The following is a 16,417-nucleotide window of genomic DNA, read 5'->3' as shown; positions in this document are numbered from 1 at the left end:
CATTTTCTTTCGATACGCGCTGGAAAATAAACAGCCATCGGTCGATCCAACGTCGGGCATTCGCCGAGTGGAGGAGAGAGGGGAGGGCTCGCGCACCTGGTCCTAGCAAGAGATTGCCCAATACGAGGCATTCTGGCCGGTTGGCTCCCAACAACGGCTTGCGTTCGCGCTAATGCTCTATACTGGGCAGCGCCGATCGGATGCGGTAAAAATGGGACCGAACGATATCCGCGATAGCTTCCTGGACGTGATCCAGCAAAAGACCGGTGCGCGGCGTTCGGTCGCGATCCATCCAACCTTGGCCGATATCATCGCAATAGGGCCATTCACGAGCGGCACATACCTGCAAAATCAGGCCGGGCATGAGGCATCGTCAAACGGTCTTGGCAACCAGTTCTGGACGTGAGCGGATGTGGGGGGATTTCGGGTCATGGCTTGCAAAAAGCGGCGGCCCGGAGACTTGCTGAAGCAGGCTGTACACTACACCAGATAGCCGCATCACGCGTCATAAAACCCCGTCAGAAATCGAGCGCTACACCCGCGTCGTTGCCGAGAAAAAGCTGGATGCAGAAGTAGTGAAGCGTATGGGAATTATAAAACGCACGAGGGGAGGCTTCTACAACTCTCCAAGAATGCCTGATTTCTGGGATTTTTCGGAAAATATGGAGGTCCGGGCGGGAATCGAACCCACGTACGCGGATTTGCAGTCCGCTGCATCACCATTCTGCCACCGGACCGGCTGGTGTGTGAGCTATATCTCTTCAAGAGCTCTTCCGGTCAAGGGGGTATGCGCATCGTAATCGAGAAATAAGAAGAAATTTCCGAATGCCTCTGGATATGGCATATGAGGCCTCAAGCGCGCCTCAGTATCAGCGCATGAATAATGTCATCACGCCGTTGCAGCGTTGTCGTCAATCGAAAGGCCATCCATGAAAACGGATCAATTAAAAGCCTATACTTCGCTCAGTGTCGGTCTGATCGCGCTCCTGAACAGTACGACGGCACTTGCGCAAACCTATGACGGCAAAGGCTCGCCTGAATTTATCCCGCATACGCTGCAAGAAGCGCTGGCGACGGCTTATCTGACTAATCCGACACTGCGGCAGGAGCGCGCCAGATTGCGCGCCACCGACGAGCAGGTACCTTCAGCACTCGCAGGGTGGAGGCCGCAGATACAGGGTCAGGCGGCTCTCACTTACTATCAAGGCGCGAATATCTATGGTGCTCAGGGTCCACAGCCAGGTTCAAGCTTTGGCACGCCTGCTTATAGTAGGTCATACTCGACCCCTGGATATCAGGGTGGTGTGACGATCACCGAAAATATTTATACGGGTGGCAAGACAACGGCGCAGACACACCAAGCCGTCAACACTGTTCTTGCAGAGCGTGCGCAGCTGATAGAAACCGAGCAGCAAGTCTTCAACGACGTGGTGAATGTCTATCTGGGCGTAATCCGCAGCGAGCAGATCCTCCAGATCAATATCAATAACGAGCACGTCCTTGAGGAGCAGCTGAAGGCGACGCAGGACCGTTTCCAGCAGGGCGAGATCACGCGTACCGATGTCGCTCAGGCACAGGCTGCTTTGGCAACGGCTAAGGCAACACGCCAGCAAAGTGAGGGAACGTTACGAGCAGCGCAGGCGACATATCTTCAGATCGTCGGCGTTCCTCCTGCGCCGAATCTGGTCGCACCCCAGCCTTTGGCGCTGCCGGTTAAAGCGGAGAAGGACGTTGTTGCCGAGGCGACCCGCAACAACCCTCAAATCATCAATGCTCTGTTCATTGAAGCGCAGCAGAAAGATAATTTCTCTGTACAGCTGGCCCAGATCCTCCCGAAGATCTCTGCAACGCTTGGATACTCATATATCAAAAACCAAGGCTACGGAAAAATGGTCACCGACAATAAGTACGGTATGATCAATTTCAACGTACCTATCTATCAGGGCGGATCGGAATACGCTGCAGTGCGACAGGCACGACAGCAATATCTGGCGGCGCGCAGAGCGACCGAGATTGCCCGGCGTTCAGCAGCCCAGGATGCCTCCTCCAACTGGCAGCAATTCCGCGCATACAACGATTCGATCACGAGCAACCGTACGGCCATTGCAGCCAACGTCATCGCGCTCGATGGTGTCGAGCGTCAGGCCATCGTTGGCACCAGCTCTACGCTGGAAGTGCTTCAGCAGCAGCAGACCCTTCTTCAGGCTCAGACGGCTCTCGTGCAGAATCTGGCGGGGCTCGTGCAGTCGTCCTATGCTGTGGCTGCGGCGATGGGGCGCCTGACAGCTGTCGATCTCAAACTCGACGTGCCGCTCTACGATGAAAAAGCCTACTACAAAGCCGTCAAGGATCGCTTGTGGGGCATCAATGACTATGCCGTTAGCCAACCTGGACGATAATCTGGGAATCATGGGGTGATAATCGGGCGAGGCTTCATGTCCTGCTCAGGCCGAGAATCCCTGTCATTTCCAGAATCCGGGTACGCTGATTGAAACGAGGGGTTTGGCGAGGCGCAGTGTAAACTGTAAAGTGCTGTCATTGGACGTTCGATTCATATCCGGCCCGTCAGGTCCGCGGATATGGCAAGACAGGTGACAGGAAGACAATGCTCGAAAAGACCTTTGACCCAGCGGCATGTGAAGCCCGCCTCTATGCCCAGTGGGAGGCAGAAGGTCTTTTTGCAGCGCATCCTGAAAAAGGGGGCGACGCTTTTTCGATCATGTTTCCGCCGCCGAATGTCACCGGCACGCTGCATTTCGGTCATGCGCTCGATTTCGTCCTTCAGGATATCCTGATCCGCTGGAAGCGCCTCGAAGGCTGTAATGTCCTCTGGCAGCCCGGCACAGATCACGCCGGCATTGCCACGCAGATGGTTGTCGAACGCGTGCTCGACAAGGAAGGCGTCAGCCGCAAGGAGATGGGGCGCGAAAAATTCCTTGAACGCGTCTGGGCCTGGAAAGAGCAATCCGGCGGCCAGATCATCAAGCAATTGCGTACGCTCGGTGCTTCGGCCGACTGGGAGCGCGAGCGCTTTACCATGGATGAGGGCCTGTCACGCGCCGTGCGCGACGTCTTTGTCACCCTGCATCAGCAGGGCCTGATCTTCCGTGCCAAGCGTCTGGTTAACTGGGACCCGGCGTTCCGCTCCGCCATTTCCGATCTCGAGGTCGAGAACAAGGAGACCAAGGGCTCCATGTGGTATCTGCGCTACCCGGTCGAGGGTGGCGGGACCATTGTCGTGGGTACCACGCGCCCCGAGACCATGCTTGGCGATACCGCCGTGGCCGTCCATCCGGAAGACGAGCGTTATACCGCGCTGATTGGCAAGTTCGTGACGTTGCCGCTCACGGGCCGTCGCATTCCTATCGTGGCCGATACTTACTCCGATCCGGAGAAAGGGAGCGGCGCGGTCAAGATCACACCCGGACATGACTTCAACGATTTCGAGGTCGGCAAGCGGCATGATCTGCCCATGCCGAGCATCCTGGACGAGGCAGCAGCAATCTGGCTGGATGAAATCGCGTCCGAGTTGCAGGAGATCGAGGGGCTTTCCTCTATCGACTTCGTGCGGTCGCTCGAAGGGATGGACCGTCTTGAAGCGCGCAAGCGTATCGTGGAGGAACTGGAACGTCTCGAGCATATCGAGAAAATCGAACCGCATACGCTTCAGGTGCCCTACGCCGAACGCGGCGGCGCCATTGTCGAGCCGCGCCTGACCGAACAGTGGTATTGCGACGCGGCAACCCTTGCTCAGCCTGCCATCAAGGCGGTTGAGGAGGGGCGCATCCGCTTCGAGCCCCAGCAATGGGAGAACACCTATTTCGCCTGGATGCGTGACATCCAGCCCTGGTGCATCAGCCGTCAGCTCTGGTGGGGGCATCGTATCCCGGCGTGGTACGGCCCGGAGGGAAGCGTGTTTGTGGCACGCAGCGAGGAAGAGGCCCTTGCTCAGGCACGTGCGCAGTTCGGCGATGATGTCAGCCTGACACGTGACGAGGACGTGCTGGACACCTGGTTCAGCTCGGCGCTCTGGCCTTTCACAACGCTCGGCTGGCCAGACAAGACGGCGGAACTCGCGCGTTATTATCCGACGAGTGTGCTCGTCACCGGATTTGACATCATCTTCTTCTGGGTCGCCCGGATGATGATGATGGGCCTGCACTTCATGGATGACGTGCCATTCCGCACGGTCCTGATTCATGGGTTGGTGCGTGACGAGCGCGGCCAGAAGATGTCCAAGAGCAAGGGCAATGGCCTCGATCCGCTCGACCTCGTGGCCGAGTTCGGCGCAGATGCGACACGTATGGCAATCTGTGCCCTGACGGGTCCGGGGCGCGATATCAAGTTCGGCCGCAAGCGCGTGGAAGATTACCGCACCTTCATCACCAAGATCTGGAATGCAGCGCGCTTTTGCGAGATGAACGGCGTCAAGCCTGTGAGCGGCTTCGACCCGGCCAGCGTGCAGAGCGTGCTCGGACGCTGGATCCTCGATGAAGCATCGAAAGCCGTTGCGAGTGCCAAGGCAGCGCTCGACGCCTATCGTTTCGACGAGTTCGCGGGCACATGCTACCGCTTTGTCTGGAACGTGTTCTGCGACTGGTTCCTTGAACTCGCAAAGCCTGCCTTTGCCGCGGAGAACACGCCGGAGCAGGATGAAATCCGTGCGGTCGCCGCCCATGTTCTCGGCGCTATCCTGCAGATGATGCATCCCGTCATCCCGTTCGTGACGGAAGAGCTCTGGCAATCCTTCGGGTTTGGCGGGAGTGTGGCACAGTCCGCCTGGCCGACCCTCGTTCCGCCGCAGGGAGCCGAAATCGCGTCTCATGAGATGGACTGGGTGATCCGTCTTATCAGTGAGATTCGTACCCTGCGTTCGGAGATGAACATCCCGCCGGCGCAGATGGTGCCTGTGTTGCTGCGTGATGCCACCCCAGAAACGCTGGAACGTGCCGAGCGCTGGGCCACGGTGATCGGGCGCATGGCGCGCGTAACATCGGTCTCCGCTCTGGCGGGCGAGCCCCCCAAGGCAGCCGCGCTGACGGTAATCGATGAGGCAACACTCGTCCTTCCGCTGGAAGGACTTATCGATATCGGGGCTGAAATCCAGCGTCTGGAAAAGGAAATCGATCGTCTGGCCAAGGAAATCGACAAGGTCGAACGCAAGCTGGGCAATGCCGATTTCGTGGCGCGTGCCAAGCCGGAGGTGGTCGAGGAGAATCGCGAGCGTCTGGCGAGTTTCACCCATGATCGCGAGCGCCTCCAGGCTGCGCTGGCACGGCTTGCCGGGGCCTGATCCCTCAAGCGTCACGCAGAGTGGCCGACGCGCTCTGCGCGATGACCCCCGCCTGTCCAACGTACCGTTCATGACAGGCAGGGAGGGTGATACCATGTTGGGGCAAGGGCCCAATTGGGTTTCGCCCAAGCCCGTTCCCTCCAGAATCGAGCACGTTATGCGAGAGATTCGCAGTTGCGTGAGGATACTTCAGCGCATAGAGCGAGATGGCTCCGCCTTTGCGGCGGCCTGACTACTCTGGGGGCGTACCCGTGCTGTCTCATCTCAAACGCCTCATATCGCGGCGGATAAAAAGGGGGACATCACCTCGTGATGACCGCCCCGAGTTGCCAGAAATGATCTGCGCTATTCGTGAGGCGGCTCATCAGGGGCATGTTGCTGCTCAGGTTCAGTGGGGCGATATCCTGCTTGAGAGTATCTACCTTCCGTCAGACCCGGTCCGGGCGAGACAATGGTACGGTATCGCCGCCTCCTCAGGCTATGGCCCGGCTCATAATATGCTCGGGCGCTGCCATCATTTCGGCTGGGGTGGCCCGGTCGATTTGCCCGCGGCTGCGACGCATTACGGAATCGCCGCCGCAAAGGGCGATCTCTGGGGCAACTATAATCTTGCAATCATGACCATGCGTGGCATCGGGATGACGGCCGATCTGCCGCGCGCGCTCGCCCTGTTCCGCACCGGGGCGGAAGCCGGGCATCCCAAATCGATGAATCTTCTCGCCCGTTTCATCGAGGAGGGGTGGCACACACCGCGGGACCCCGCCACAGCGCTTGTCTGGTATCGCCGAGCAGCAGAAGCAGGAGATTATCGAGGGCAGCATAATTACGCGACGGCACTTCTCGCCCTCGGAAAGCAGATGGAGGCGCTGGACTGGTGGGAGAAAGCGCTGGCTGATGCGACAACGGATGTGCTGCTCGCCATGCAAAAGAGGCTTCGCGCACTGGATGACCCGCGTGCGCGCGACCTTCTGCCTCGAGTCCACACCAGACTGGCGCTTCTCGGTGTGACGACGTCACCCGGCGGCGGATGACATGATGTGTCGCAGATAAGCAACACAAAGACATAAACACGCATGATGCAATTGCGAGACGATTGCAGGCGATAAAGCCGAAAGATAGGAACCATTCTCAATTGCCGGGAGCGAATCCCGCTACAGACAAGGAGAATGATCGTGTCGGCTAAACGGGTACGTCCCTCACATCCCCTGACGCTCATTGTCGGCATGACGCTCGCCTGCACCTCGGCGCAGGCTCAGGCGCAGTCTGTGCAGTCGGATGACGAGGCGGCGCCCCATGATACAGCACGTCACAAGAACGGGAATCGTGAGGGGGCTCACCGCAGTGCGGCCCGACGTGACAAGGCTCTTCATGATGGAGCTCTGCAAAGCAGGGCGGACAAGTCGGATCGACCGGACACGAGGGCGAGGCAGCCCGATTCAGCGGATGCCGTTCCCGGTAAGGGAGGCGAGGAGAATCTGCTGGTGCGTGGCACAGGCATGAACATCCTGCATCAGCCTATCGGTCTGGGTCGTATGCCCGAGGACATCATGCACACACCGCAGACGGTCAATGCGGTGCCCCAGATCCTGATGCAGCAGCAGAACGTCAAATCCCTCGACGAGGCGCTGCGAAACGTGCCGGGCATTACAGCGTCGGTCGGCGAGGGTGAGGGCGGTATGGCGGGTGATCAGTTCCTGATACGCGGTTTTGCGGCTCAGAACGACATCTACGAAAACGGCCTGCGCGATTTCGGCGTCTATACACGTGACAGCTTCGATTACGACCATATCTCGGTCATCAAGGGCCCATCTTCCGAGGTCTTCGGCAATGGTACCACAGGCGGTGCCATCAATATCGTGACCAAGGTCGCCCATCTGGGTGACAGCTATAACGCGCAGTTTTCCGGCGGTTCGGGCGAGTATTACCGCGGCACGCTGGACGTTAACAAACAGCTTGGCGACGCGTCGGCGATCCGGATCACCGGCATGGGCAACGAAAACAATGTTGTTGGGCGCGATAACATCTATTCGCATCGCTGGGGACTCGCGCCGTCAATCGGCTTTGGCCTCGGACGCCGCACGAGCTTTACCCTTGAGTATTTTCATCAATCCGATAACCGCATCCCGGATTATGGCGTGCCGATTGTCACGAAACCCGGAAGCACGGTCGGGCGCCCGGCTACGGAATACGGGCTGAACCGTCACAACTGGTACGGCACGAATTACGATCAGGACGTATCCAATGTGAATATGCTGACCGCGCGCCTCAATTCTGAAATCAGCCAGCACTTGACGATTTCCGACGATTTGCGTGGCGGGCTGTACGACCGTTACTTCTCGGCGTCGCAGCCCGGCTGCGACGCTACTTGCCAGAAGCTGTTTTTCACAAATCCCTTAGCCGCTCAGGTCAACAGGCGCGGTCATCTTGGCGGGCCCGAGCCCTATCAGCAGAATGACTGGTCCGTTCAGAACGTCTTCTCGGCGCGTGCCAACTTCCGAACGGGCTCCATCCGGCACCAGATCATTGCTGGCTGGGATGTTGAGCATATCTACGATCGCCGCAAGAACTACGCCTATAACTTCAACGGGCAGAACGGCACGCGCACCGACACCACAAGTCTGGTCGATCCCTCGCATGTTCAGCCGGGGCTGTTGCTGGGTGGCTTCGGGCAGTACCAGTACGACCTTGTCAATCTCTCCGGCGGGGCCGGACGCAAGCTTTACAAGACCGGCGATGCCACCGACGTCGGGGCATTTTTCTCGGAGCAGATGTGGCTCGCGCCGTGGTTCTCCATTCGCGGAGGCTTCCGCTGGGATCACTGGAACAGTCATTATTCTGCAACCGGAGGGGCGACAGCTGCCGATACGCGCCTGTCTCAGCAGCAGAACACCATCAATCCGACTGTCAGTCTGATGTATACGCCCAGCGACAACACGATGGTCTATTTCAACTGGGCGCGCTCAACCACACCGCTCGGGCTCTACGTGACCAATAGTGCCGAGCCCCTCAAAAGCTCTACACAGGGATTCAAGCCGGAAAAGGCGAGCCTGTATGAAATCGGGGTCAAACAGCAGTTCCTGCATGGCCGACTGGGCGCGACGGCCTCGCTGTTCCGCCTGGAGAAGGGCAACGCGCTGATGACCGATCCCTCTACCGGAAGTGTGTCGTCGTCGAGCGACAGCCAGCGCAATCAGGGCGTGGAACTCAGCCTTTCGGGCCAGATCACCCGCAACTGGAGCCTGATCGGCACTTATGCCTATTACGATGCCACGACGACGGGCTCGCTGACACCGGCCGATATCGGCAAGCGCATCCAGTATGCGCCCAAGAACATGGCGACGATCTGGAGCACCTATACGATTGCGCCAAACAAGCCATGGAACCTCACTTTTGGTGGCGGGCTGACATGGCGTGATTCTGTCTGGCTTGATGCAGCCAACACGGCGCGCGTGCCGCATACAACAGAATGGGATGCGATGGTGTCACACATGGTCGGCCATCGTTGGCGCCTTGCGCTCAACGGTTACAACCTTGCCAATCGTCTGAACTACTCCAACCTCTTCAGCGATCGCGCAACCCCGTCGGTCGGTCGCACCTTCCTGGGTAGCCTGTCCTTCACCTATTGAAGGCGGCTGCTCGACCCGGGTCCCGCAGGCAGGCAAGACCTGCGGGATCCTCCACCTCCGGGTGTGAGGGTGTTTGGGTATTCAGCCCTTGCGAGACAGGGCAAGAAGCGGCGTGAAGGCGAACATCGTCTCGAAACGACAGAACACTGGGGGCGGAATTTCGATGGTTCCCAGCTTCTCGGCTGTCACGCGGCGCCATTCATGGACAGCCTTGCGCAGAGGTGCTTTCTGCGTATGTGGGATATGGCGGATCTTGTAGCCATAGGTCGCGTGAAACATGAAGCTCATCAGGTTGTCCGGATGAAATCCGATCGCCTCGGCAAGTTGACGGCGTAAATCGTACAGGGCTGTAGCCATCGCGGCATTCGCTGGGCGCAGGGGCACACCAACCAGCGGCGCATGGAACCGGTCTGCGTCGATTTCTACCTCTATCTTCTCGGGAAACTCGAAGGCTTTCGATGCGAGACGATCGCGCAGGATCGCGGTTGTCTGCTCGATCGTGACCGAGGGGGAAATGCCTGATGGCCAGTTGTTCTTTGCCTTCTGCTCTGGGTCGACCCCACCAAGAATTGTCATATGGTAGCTCGATGGCGGGGTCGGCACGATATGGTCAGACCAGTCGCGGCGGATAAGGGCGTTCATGTCCAGCATGGCCACCGACAGGGGATGGGTCTCGGCAAAAGGGCAGATCGTCGTGTTGCCGGGCCAATACAGAGGCTTGCCCTGCGCATCGAACTTGCCCTGACGATCGCCTCCACCTACTGGAAGGGGCGGCCCGTCACAGCCCGGTTCTCTGTCTGCGGTAGAGGCGGGCGCCGCCCCTGTCAGAAAGAGCGCGCCCAGGCCCAGCAGGAGAGTACGCCGGTCTGAGACGGGCAGTGCGGAAAAGCGTTGCATGAGAGACATTCCGGAAGCCTTGAGCATGTCTGCGCAGGGCAAGTAACGACGAGGCATCTCAATGGCACGAAATGTCGCATTTGTGCATGACATGTTCGCTAAATGGCACTGACGCGTTTTCCTGCGGTACGATCCGGCATTGGGTTGGAACGGCGATGGAGTCCCTGGTTCAGGGCGTCGCGTCGTGCGCCAGTTGCCCTCCCAAGGCTACGGGTCGGCCATTTATGCCCTCGCGTGGCGTATCATGTACGGTTGCGATCCCCTCATGCGAGGCATCGAAATGGAGGCCGAGATCCGGCTGACTTACCTGAGATGTGCTCGGTGCGAAGAGAAACTTGCCATGGTGAAAGTCAATCAAGGCAACCTCGTGCTTGAAAAAGCTTGCGCCCAAGGCGCCGTCGAAAAGGTTTTCCAGCACGAGGAATTCCGTCGGTCCGAAGTCGCGCGTGCCAAGGCGCAGGTCATTGAAGCGATGGCGAACGCCTCGTTGCGTTGTCCCGAACTTCGTGACGACAGGCTGGTCCTTCTCCAGATCGGCAGCCGAAGCCAGTGTTTCAGTAACCGTCTCCCTTGGCAGGGCGCTACGGACCAGATCGGGGTCGAGCCTGATATGGACAGGGTGATTGTCGATGAAGGCTGTTATGCGGTCCTCCTGATCGAGATCGATGATCTCTGGCTTGCGTGTGAAAAGCCCCTCCGGCCCTGCGGCACATTGCGGCCCGCCTCGCCAGGCCAGCAGGCCCAGCTTCTCATGGGGAACATCCAGCATGAGCCGCAAATGCCGTAGAATTGGACGCCCGATGATACCAATGATTGGTCTGCCAGCCAGAGATTTGAGCGGGCCATCATCATAGCGCTCTGCGACGAGGTCGTGGAGCACGATCGGCCCGATCTCAAGTGTATCGACCCTTGTTGTCTCAGTCGGTGCGTCAGTTTGGGCCTGGGCGATCATCGGGTGGCTCGGTCCCTAGATGAACCAGATTGCCCCCGCATTTCTGACAAACAGATGGCCGAATAAGGGGCTCACATACATGGCTGCATCGTGCCCTTCGACCCGCACAGGTATGATGGGGGCGTCATCCGGACCGCCGAGCAAAGGAAGGATCGTGGCACCTTCGACGCAGTTCTGCGCGACGATTGCCGCGTTCACGATACGATCGGTTGTCTGGGCTCTGGCAACGCCGGTGCCAGCGAGCGCAATGAGGATCATGAGCGCTTGTATCGTCCTGGCAATTAGCATCGCACGAATCTCCCCGATGGGCGATTGCCGGTTCGGATCACGCAGACGTTGGGTGAAGTCCCAGGTTCAATCGCGCTCGGAGCAATCAGGACCTTACTGAACGAAGACAGGACCCTTCCGGTCTGACGGAAAGTCTATAATCGGGGAGAGAATGATATCAATTCGAAATGTTTTCGGCGTGGCAATACCGTATCGCAAAGCCACCAAGGATTCGAAAAGGGCAAAAGGCCTCTTCGGGCTGTCAGGAGCGCCAAGTGTTTTCCGCCTCGATTGCGGAAATCTTCTCTGCCGCAGGTGGCGATGTCCCGGCAGGGCCGCCAGCAACACGCGCGGGGTATGGGTGAGTCTCCGGTGCTTTGTCATGGCCCCACCATGATTGTCTTTCGGTGTCGCGATGACCCGTGATCTGTGGCAGCCCGGAACAGGTGCGTGAACGCTCTTGGACGCGGAGAGGACAGCCTATCATTCCGGTTAGGGAAGGGATGAACGGTCTGTTTCAGGATGTTCTTTTGCGAGAGGCCGCCTGTTGGCGGTTGCCTACCGGGGCGGGAGGCTCGCCTAGCGTTCTCTTACAGGGCACAGGTTTATCCTCAGATCTCAACGACACAGGTCAGCCCCTGCACTCCTGCCGTATTGATGCCTTCTGTTGCAAGCGTTTCCAGGCACGTCTCTACGGTAGAGCAGGCCATGATCCTCGGGTAAGCCGGAATCATGGCCAGTCGGTCAGCCCTTGCGCGAGATCTGGCTCAGATCGCGCACGGCACCATTGGCGGCGCTGGTGGTGAGAAGGCCATAAGCTCGCAGCGCCGGGGAGACCTCGCGCACGCGATCCGGGGTCCAGGCGGCATCCCCCTTTGCTTCCATGGCAGCGCGACGGGCTTCCAGCACATCAGCCGCCACCACGGCACGCAGCACGCGGTTCGGGATATCGATTTCGATCTGGTCGCCATCCTCGATCAGGCCGATCAATCCCCCTTCGGCTGCTTCGGGTGAGATATGACCGATCGAGAGCCCCGAACTGCCGCCCGAGAAGCGACCATCCGTGATCAGCGCACAGGTCTCGGCCAGACCCTTGGATTTTAGATAGCTGGTCGGGTAGAGCATTTCCTGCATGCCGGGGCCGCCCTTGGGGCCCTCATAGCGGATGACCACCACATCGCCATCGACGATCCTGTTTGCGAGAATGCCTGACACGGCGTCTTCCTGACTTTCGAATACGCGGGCCCGCCCGGTGAAGGTCAGGAGGCTATCCACAACGCCCGCCGTTTTCACGATGGCGCCCGCTTCGGCGAGGTTGCCGTAGAGCACAGCCAGTCCGCCATCCTGCGAGAAAGCATGGGTGCGATCGCGCAGCACGCCGTGCTGACGGTCGGTGTCGAGCGCATGATAGCGGCTGGATTGCGAGAAGGCCTGGGTGGTACGTACGCCGCCCGGTGCGGCCAGAAAGCGCGTGCAGGCGTCGTCATCGCCTTCAAGAATATCCCATTTCTTCAACGCGTCCTGGAGGGTCGGCGCATGGACGGTATGGGCGGTTGTATCGATGAGGTCGCAGCGGGCGAGTTCGGCCAGAATGGCCGGGATGCCGCCTGCACGATGCACGTCTTCCATATGCACGTCGTTCTTCGCAGGCGCGACCTTGCACAGATTGGGCACCTTGCGCGACAGACGGTCTATGTCGGCCATGTGGAAATCCACCCCGGCCTCACGCGCGGCAGCCAGCAGATGCAGAACCGTATTTGTCGAACCGCCCATGGCGATATCGAGCGTCATAGCGTTCTCGAAAGCTGCCTTGGTGGCAATGCTGCGCGGCAGGGCGGTTGCGTCATCCTGCTCGTACCAGCGACGGGCAAGCGAAACGACCAGACGCCCGGCCTCAAGGAAGAGTTCGCGCCGATCAGCATGAGTGGCCAGCAGGCTGCCATTGCCCGGCAGGGAAAGACCCAGCGCCTCGGTCAGGCAGTTCATGGAATTGGCGGTGAACATGCCCGAGCACGACCCGCAGGTCGGGCAGGCAGAGCGCTCGATGGCTTCCGATTCTGCATCCGACACCTTCGGATTGGCGGCGGCAACCATGGAATCCACGAGATCGAGCTTGCGGTTGATACCCGGGCCGTCCAGCTTGCCGGCTTCCATAGGCCCGCCCGAGACGAACACGACAGGGATGTTCAGACGCAGCGAGGCCATGAGCATGCCTGGCGTGATCTTGTCGCAATTGCTGATGCACACCAGCGCATCGGCGCAATGGGCATTGACCATGTATTCGATTGAATCGGCGATCAGCTCGCGCGAGGGCAGGCTGTACAACATGCCGCCATGGCCCATGGCGATCCCGTCATCCACCGCGATGGTGTTGAACTCGCGCGCAATGCCACCGGCTTCAGCTATCGCCCCACCGACCAGCGACCCCATATCCTTGAGATGCACATGACCGGGCACGAACTGCGTAAAGGAGTTGGCGACCGCGATGATGGGCTTGCCGAAATCCTTGTCCGTCATGCCCGTCGCACGCCAGAGCGCGCGGGCACCGGCCATGTTGCGGCCGTGGGTGGTGGTGCGGGAACGATAGGCAGGCATGAGACTGATCCGGGAGAGCTGGAGTGGGGGGGCGTGTTGCGCATGAAATGCAATAGCAACGAGCCCGCACGAGTATTTTTATTACCCTGTGCGAAATAACGTGGCCAATCGCTTGCCGCAAGGGGAAGTCTGTTCAATCATCGCGCCGCTTGTCATTGAACCAGAGGAAAAACCGCGTGCGCGTTGGCCATTTGACCCGATCCATGCTTCTTGTGACCTCCTGTCTGCTAGGGGCCTCGCAGGCCCTGGCCCAGGGAGGAAACGGTCTTTCTGTCACGCCTGATATGGTGCAGCGCGGCTCCGATATTCCTGCTCATGTCCAGATGCCAGAGACGGCGCGCGACTATATCAAGCAGGATGTCATGATCCCGATGCGTGACGGTGTGAAACTTCACACGGTTATCGTCATTCCAAAAGCAGCCAGGGACCATGAAGCCCCGATCCTGCTGACGCGCACGCCCTATCATGCTTCCGAGCGCGCTGATCGTGTCTCGGGCGCTGCCGAGATGCGCAACGTGCTGCCACAGGGTGACGGCGTCTTTGTCGATGGCGGCTATATCCGCGTCTTTCAGGACGTGCGCGGCAAATATGGATCGGAGGGCGATTATGTCATGACGCGCCCGCCCATCGGCCCGCTCAACCCCAGCAAGACCGACGACACCACCGATGCGTGGGACACGATCGACTGGCTGATCAAGAACGTGAAGCAGAGCAATGGCCGTGTGGGCATGACCGGGTCATCCTATGAAGGATGGACTGTGGTAATGGCGCTTCTCAACCCCCATCCGGCGCTCAAGGTGGCTGCCCCTGAAAGCCCCATGGTCGATGGCTGGATGGGCGATGACTGGTTCCATTACGGTGCCTTCCGTCAGGGTAGCTTCGACTACTTCACCATGCAGATGACGAAGAAGGGCGAGGGCGACGGCATCCCCCGCCAGAACGTCGATGACTACACGAACTTCCTCGAAGCCGGATCGGCAGGCGCTTTTGCGACCAAGGCGGGGCTCGACCAGTTTCCGTGGTGGCAGCGTACCAAGGCTCATCCGGCCTATGACGCCTTCTGGCAGGACCAGGCGCTCGACAAGCTTCTGGCAAAGCACCCTCTCACCGTACCGACCATCTGGGAGCAGGGGCTTTGGGACCAGGAAGATATGTGGGGCGCCATCCATAGCTGGATGATGCTACGCAAGGACCACCCCAAGGTGCCGAATATCCTCGTCATGGGGCCGTGGCGCCATAGCGGTGTGAATTACGATGGCTCGACACTCGGCCCGCTGCATTTCAACGGCGATACGGCGCTCTGGTATCGCAGCCATGTGATGCGTCCGTTCTTTGACCAGTATCTCAAGCCCGGCAGTGCCAAGGTCAATCTAGACGACGCGATCATCTACAATACGGGCGATAACCGCTGGGATCACCTGCGTGGCTGGCTGGGAAATTGCGGTGAGAGCTGTGTTGGTACAGGTGAGCGCCTCTATCTGGGTGAAGCAAACGGCTTGAGCTTCGAGCGTGCCAAGCCTGGTACCGACAGCTATGTTTCCGATCCGTCCCACCCGGTGCCATTCATGACGCGGCCGTATAGCTTCGCCGATGGCGCGCGCTGGAAGCCTTGGCTGGTCAGCGATCAGCGTTTTGCAGAATCCCGCCCCGATGTGCTGACCTATCAGACGCCGGTTCTGGATCATCCGGTGCGTGTATCAGGCGTGCCGACGGCGGATCTGTTCGCTGCAACAACAGGGACGGATGCCGACTGGGTGGTAAAGGTGATCGATGTCTATCCCGGCGTCACGGCGGATCGTCCCGAAATGGGCGGCTACGAGCTGGCAGTCTCCATGGATATCTTCCGTGGTCGCTACCGTCATGATTTCGCGCATCCCGAGGCGATCCCTGCGAACAAGGTCGAGGAATACAAGTTCACCCTGCCAGCGGTGAACCATGTCTTTCTGCCGGGACATCGTATCATGGTGCAGATCCAGTCGAGCTGGTTCCCCCTTTACGATCGCAACCCCCAAACCTATGTCTCGAACATCTTCGATGCCAAGGCGGCAGACTACAAAACTGCAACGCAGACCATCTCTCACGGTGGGGCTCAGGCCAGCAGCATCTATCTTCCAGTTGTAAACCAGTGAGGCGCGCATGAGCGAGGCAGTTGTGGAAAAAGCCCTGATCGGGGGCGGGTGCTTCTGGTGCACCGAAGCGATCTTCACCGGATTGCGCGGGGTCAAATCCGCTCAGCCCGGCTATGCTGGCGGCCGACGCGAGAACCCGAGTTACGAGCAGGTGTGCTCAGGCGCGACGGGCCATGCGGAAGTGGTGGAAGTCGTGTTTGATCCGCAGGAAATCAGCTACGGCGATATCCTTCGCGTATTCTATACCACCCACGATCCGACCCAGCTCAACCGTCAGGGCAATGACATCGGGACGCAGTATCGCTCGGTCATTTTTGCGCTGGATGAGGCACAGGACGCCATCGCCCGCGAGGTTACGCAGGAAATTGAGGCTTCAGGAATCTGGCCAGATCCGATCGTGACCGAAATTGCCGGCCCCGCCGTGTTCTGGGAAGCCGAGGAAAAGCATCACGACTACTTCGCGCGTAATCCCGAGACAGCTTATTGCAGCGCTGTGGTTGCCCCGAAGGTCGCGAAAGCCCGCAAGATGTATCGCGATCGTCTGAAGGCCTGATCAGAGTCATCTGACCCAACCGGCTCGCATATCATGGCGGGCCGGCTTGATGTCTCGCAGTGCGGGCCTCAAGCGGTATCGTCACGGCGCCGGGTGTCGCCGGAA

Annotated in this window: 11 protein-coding genes and 1 tRNA gene; 7 read left to right on the top strand and 5 right to left on the bottom strand. The window is 59.3% G+C overall.

Annotated features, from left to right (window positions below; translation table 11 throughout):
- The first annotated feature begins 211 nt into the window (after window positions 1-211).
- Window positions 212-406 carry a hypothetical protein gene (locus P792_RS22030; protein WP_023977419.1) on the top strand — a complete coding sequence of 65 codons (195 nt, stop codon included), beginning with the start codon at window positions 212-214 and terminating at the stop codon, window positions 404-406.
- Window positions 407-663: 257 nt separating this feature from the next.
- Here the strand turns inward: P792_RS22030 and P792_RS22025 are convergent.
- Window positions 664-737: transfer RNA gene (locus P792_RS22025), tRNA-Cys, on the bottom strand.
- A 192-nt stretch (window positions 738-929) separates the two neighbouring features.
- On the opposite strand from P792_RS22025, the gene P792_RS22020 reads away from it, so the two are divergent.
- The 4 genes from P792_RS22020 (at window position 930) to P792_RS22005 (ending at window position 8,919) form a co-directional block, all read left to right on the top strand.
- A complete protein-coding gene (locus tag P792_RS22020; RefSeq protein WP_023977418.1) occupies window positions 930-2,399 on the top strand; it encodes a TolC family outer membrane protein in 1,470 nt (489 codons plus the stop codon).
- A gap of 206 nt (window positions 2,400-2,605) precedes the next feature.
- The gene (locus P792_RS22015) at window positions 2,606-5,293 is read left to right on the top strand and encodes a valine--tRNA ligase (protein WP_023977417.1); all 2,688 of its coding nucleotides are present in this window, start codon (window positions 2,606-2,608) and stop codon (window positions 5,291-5,293) included.
- Window positions 5,294-5,628: 335 nt separating this feature from the next.
- Entirely contained in the window at window positions 5,629-6,324 is a 696-nt protein-coding gene (locus tag P792_RS22010) for a tetratricopeptide repeat protein (RefSeq protein ID WP_023977416.1), read from the top strand.
- Between the two features lie 192 nt (window positions 6,325-6,516).
- Entirely contained in the window at window positions 6,517-8,919 is a 2,403-nt protein-coding gene (locus P792_RS22005; protein ID WP_081866803.1) for a TonB-dependent receptor domain-containing protein, read from the top strand.
- Window positions 8,920-9,000: 81 nt separating this feature from the next.
- Here the strand turns inward: P792_RS22005 and P792_RS22000 are convergent, their stop codons facing one another.
- The 4 genes from P792_RS22000 to ilvD form a co-directional block, all read right to left on the bottom strand.
- A complete protein-coding gene (locus tag P792_RS22000) occupies window positions 9,001-9,816 on the bottom strand; it encodes a DUF1868 domain-containing protein (protein ID WP_161630797.1) in 816 nt (271 codons plus the stop codon).
- Window positions 9,817-9,985: 169 nt separating this feature from the next.
- The gene (locus P792_RS35735) at window positions 9,986-10,768 is read right to left on the bottom strand and encodes a hypothetical protein (RefSeq protein ID WP_023977413.1); all 783 of its coding nucleotides are present in this window, start codon (window positions 10,766-10,768) and stop codon (window positions 9,986-9,988) included.
- Between the two features lie 15 nt (window positions 10,769-10,783).
- Complete coding sequence (locus tag P792_RS35730) at window positions 10,784-11,026, bottom strand: hypothetical protein (RefSeq protein ID WP_023977412.1); 243 nt, start codon at window positions 11,024-11,026, stop codon at window positions 10,784-10,786.
- A gap of 753 nt (window positions 11,027-11,779) precedes the next feature.
- Entirely contained in the window at window positions 11,780-13,630 is a 1,851-nt protein-coding gene (gene ilvD, locus P792_RS21990) for a dihydroxy-acid dehydratase (protein ID WP_023977411.1), read from the bottom strand.
- A gap of 203 nt (window positions 13,631-13,833) precedes the next feature.
- Between ilvD and P792_RS21985 the strand changes: the two genes are divergently transcribed.
- Both P792_RS21985 and msrA read left to right on the top strand, forming a co-directional pair.
- Complete coding sequence (locus P792_RS21985) at window positions 13,834-15,759, top strand: CocE/NonD family hydrolase (protein WP_031239910.1); 1,926 nt, start codon at window positions 13,834-13,836, stop codon at window positions 15,757-15,759.
- 7 nt (window positions 15,760-15,766) lie between these two features.
- Entirely contained in the window at window positions 15,767-16,312 is a 546-nt protein-coding gene (msrA, locus tag P792_RS21980; RefSeq protein ID WP_023977409.1) for a peptide-methionine (S)-S-oxide reductase MsrA, read from the top strand.
- Window positions 16,313-16,417 lie beyond the last annotated feature (105 nt).

This window comes from Asaia sp. SF2.1 (genome assembly GCF_000505765.1).
In the GTDB taxonomy this organism is placed as follows: Bacteria; Pseudomonadota; Alphaproteobacteria; order Acetobacterales; family Acetobacteraceae; genus Asaia; species Asaia bogorensis.
Note: the sequence above shows the minus strand (reverse complement) of the source record. Positions and strands in the feature narration are given on the sequence as shown.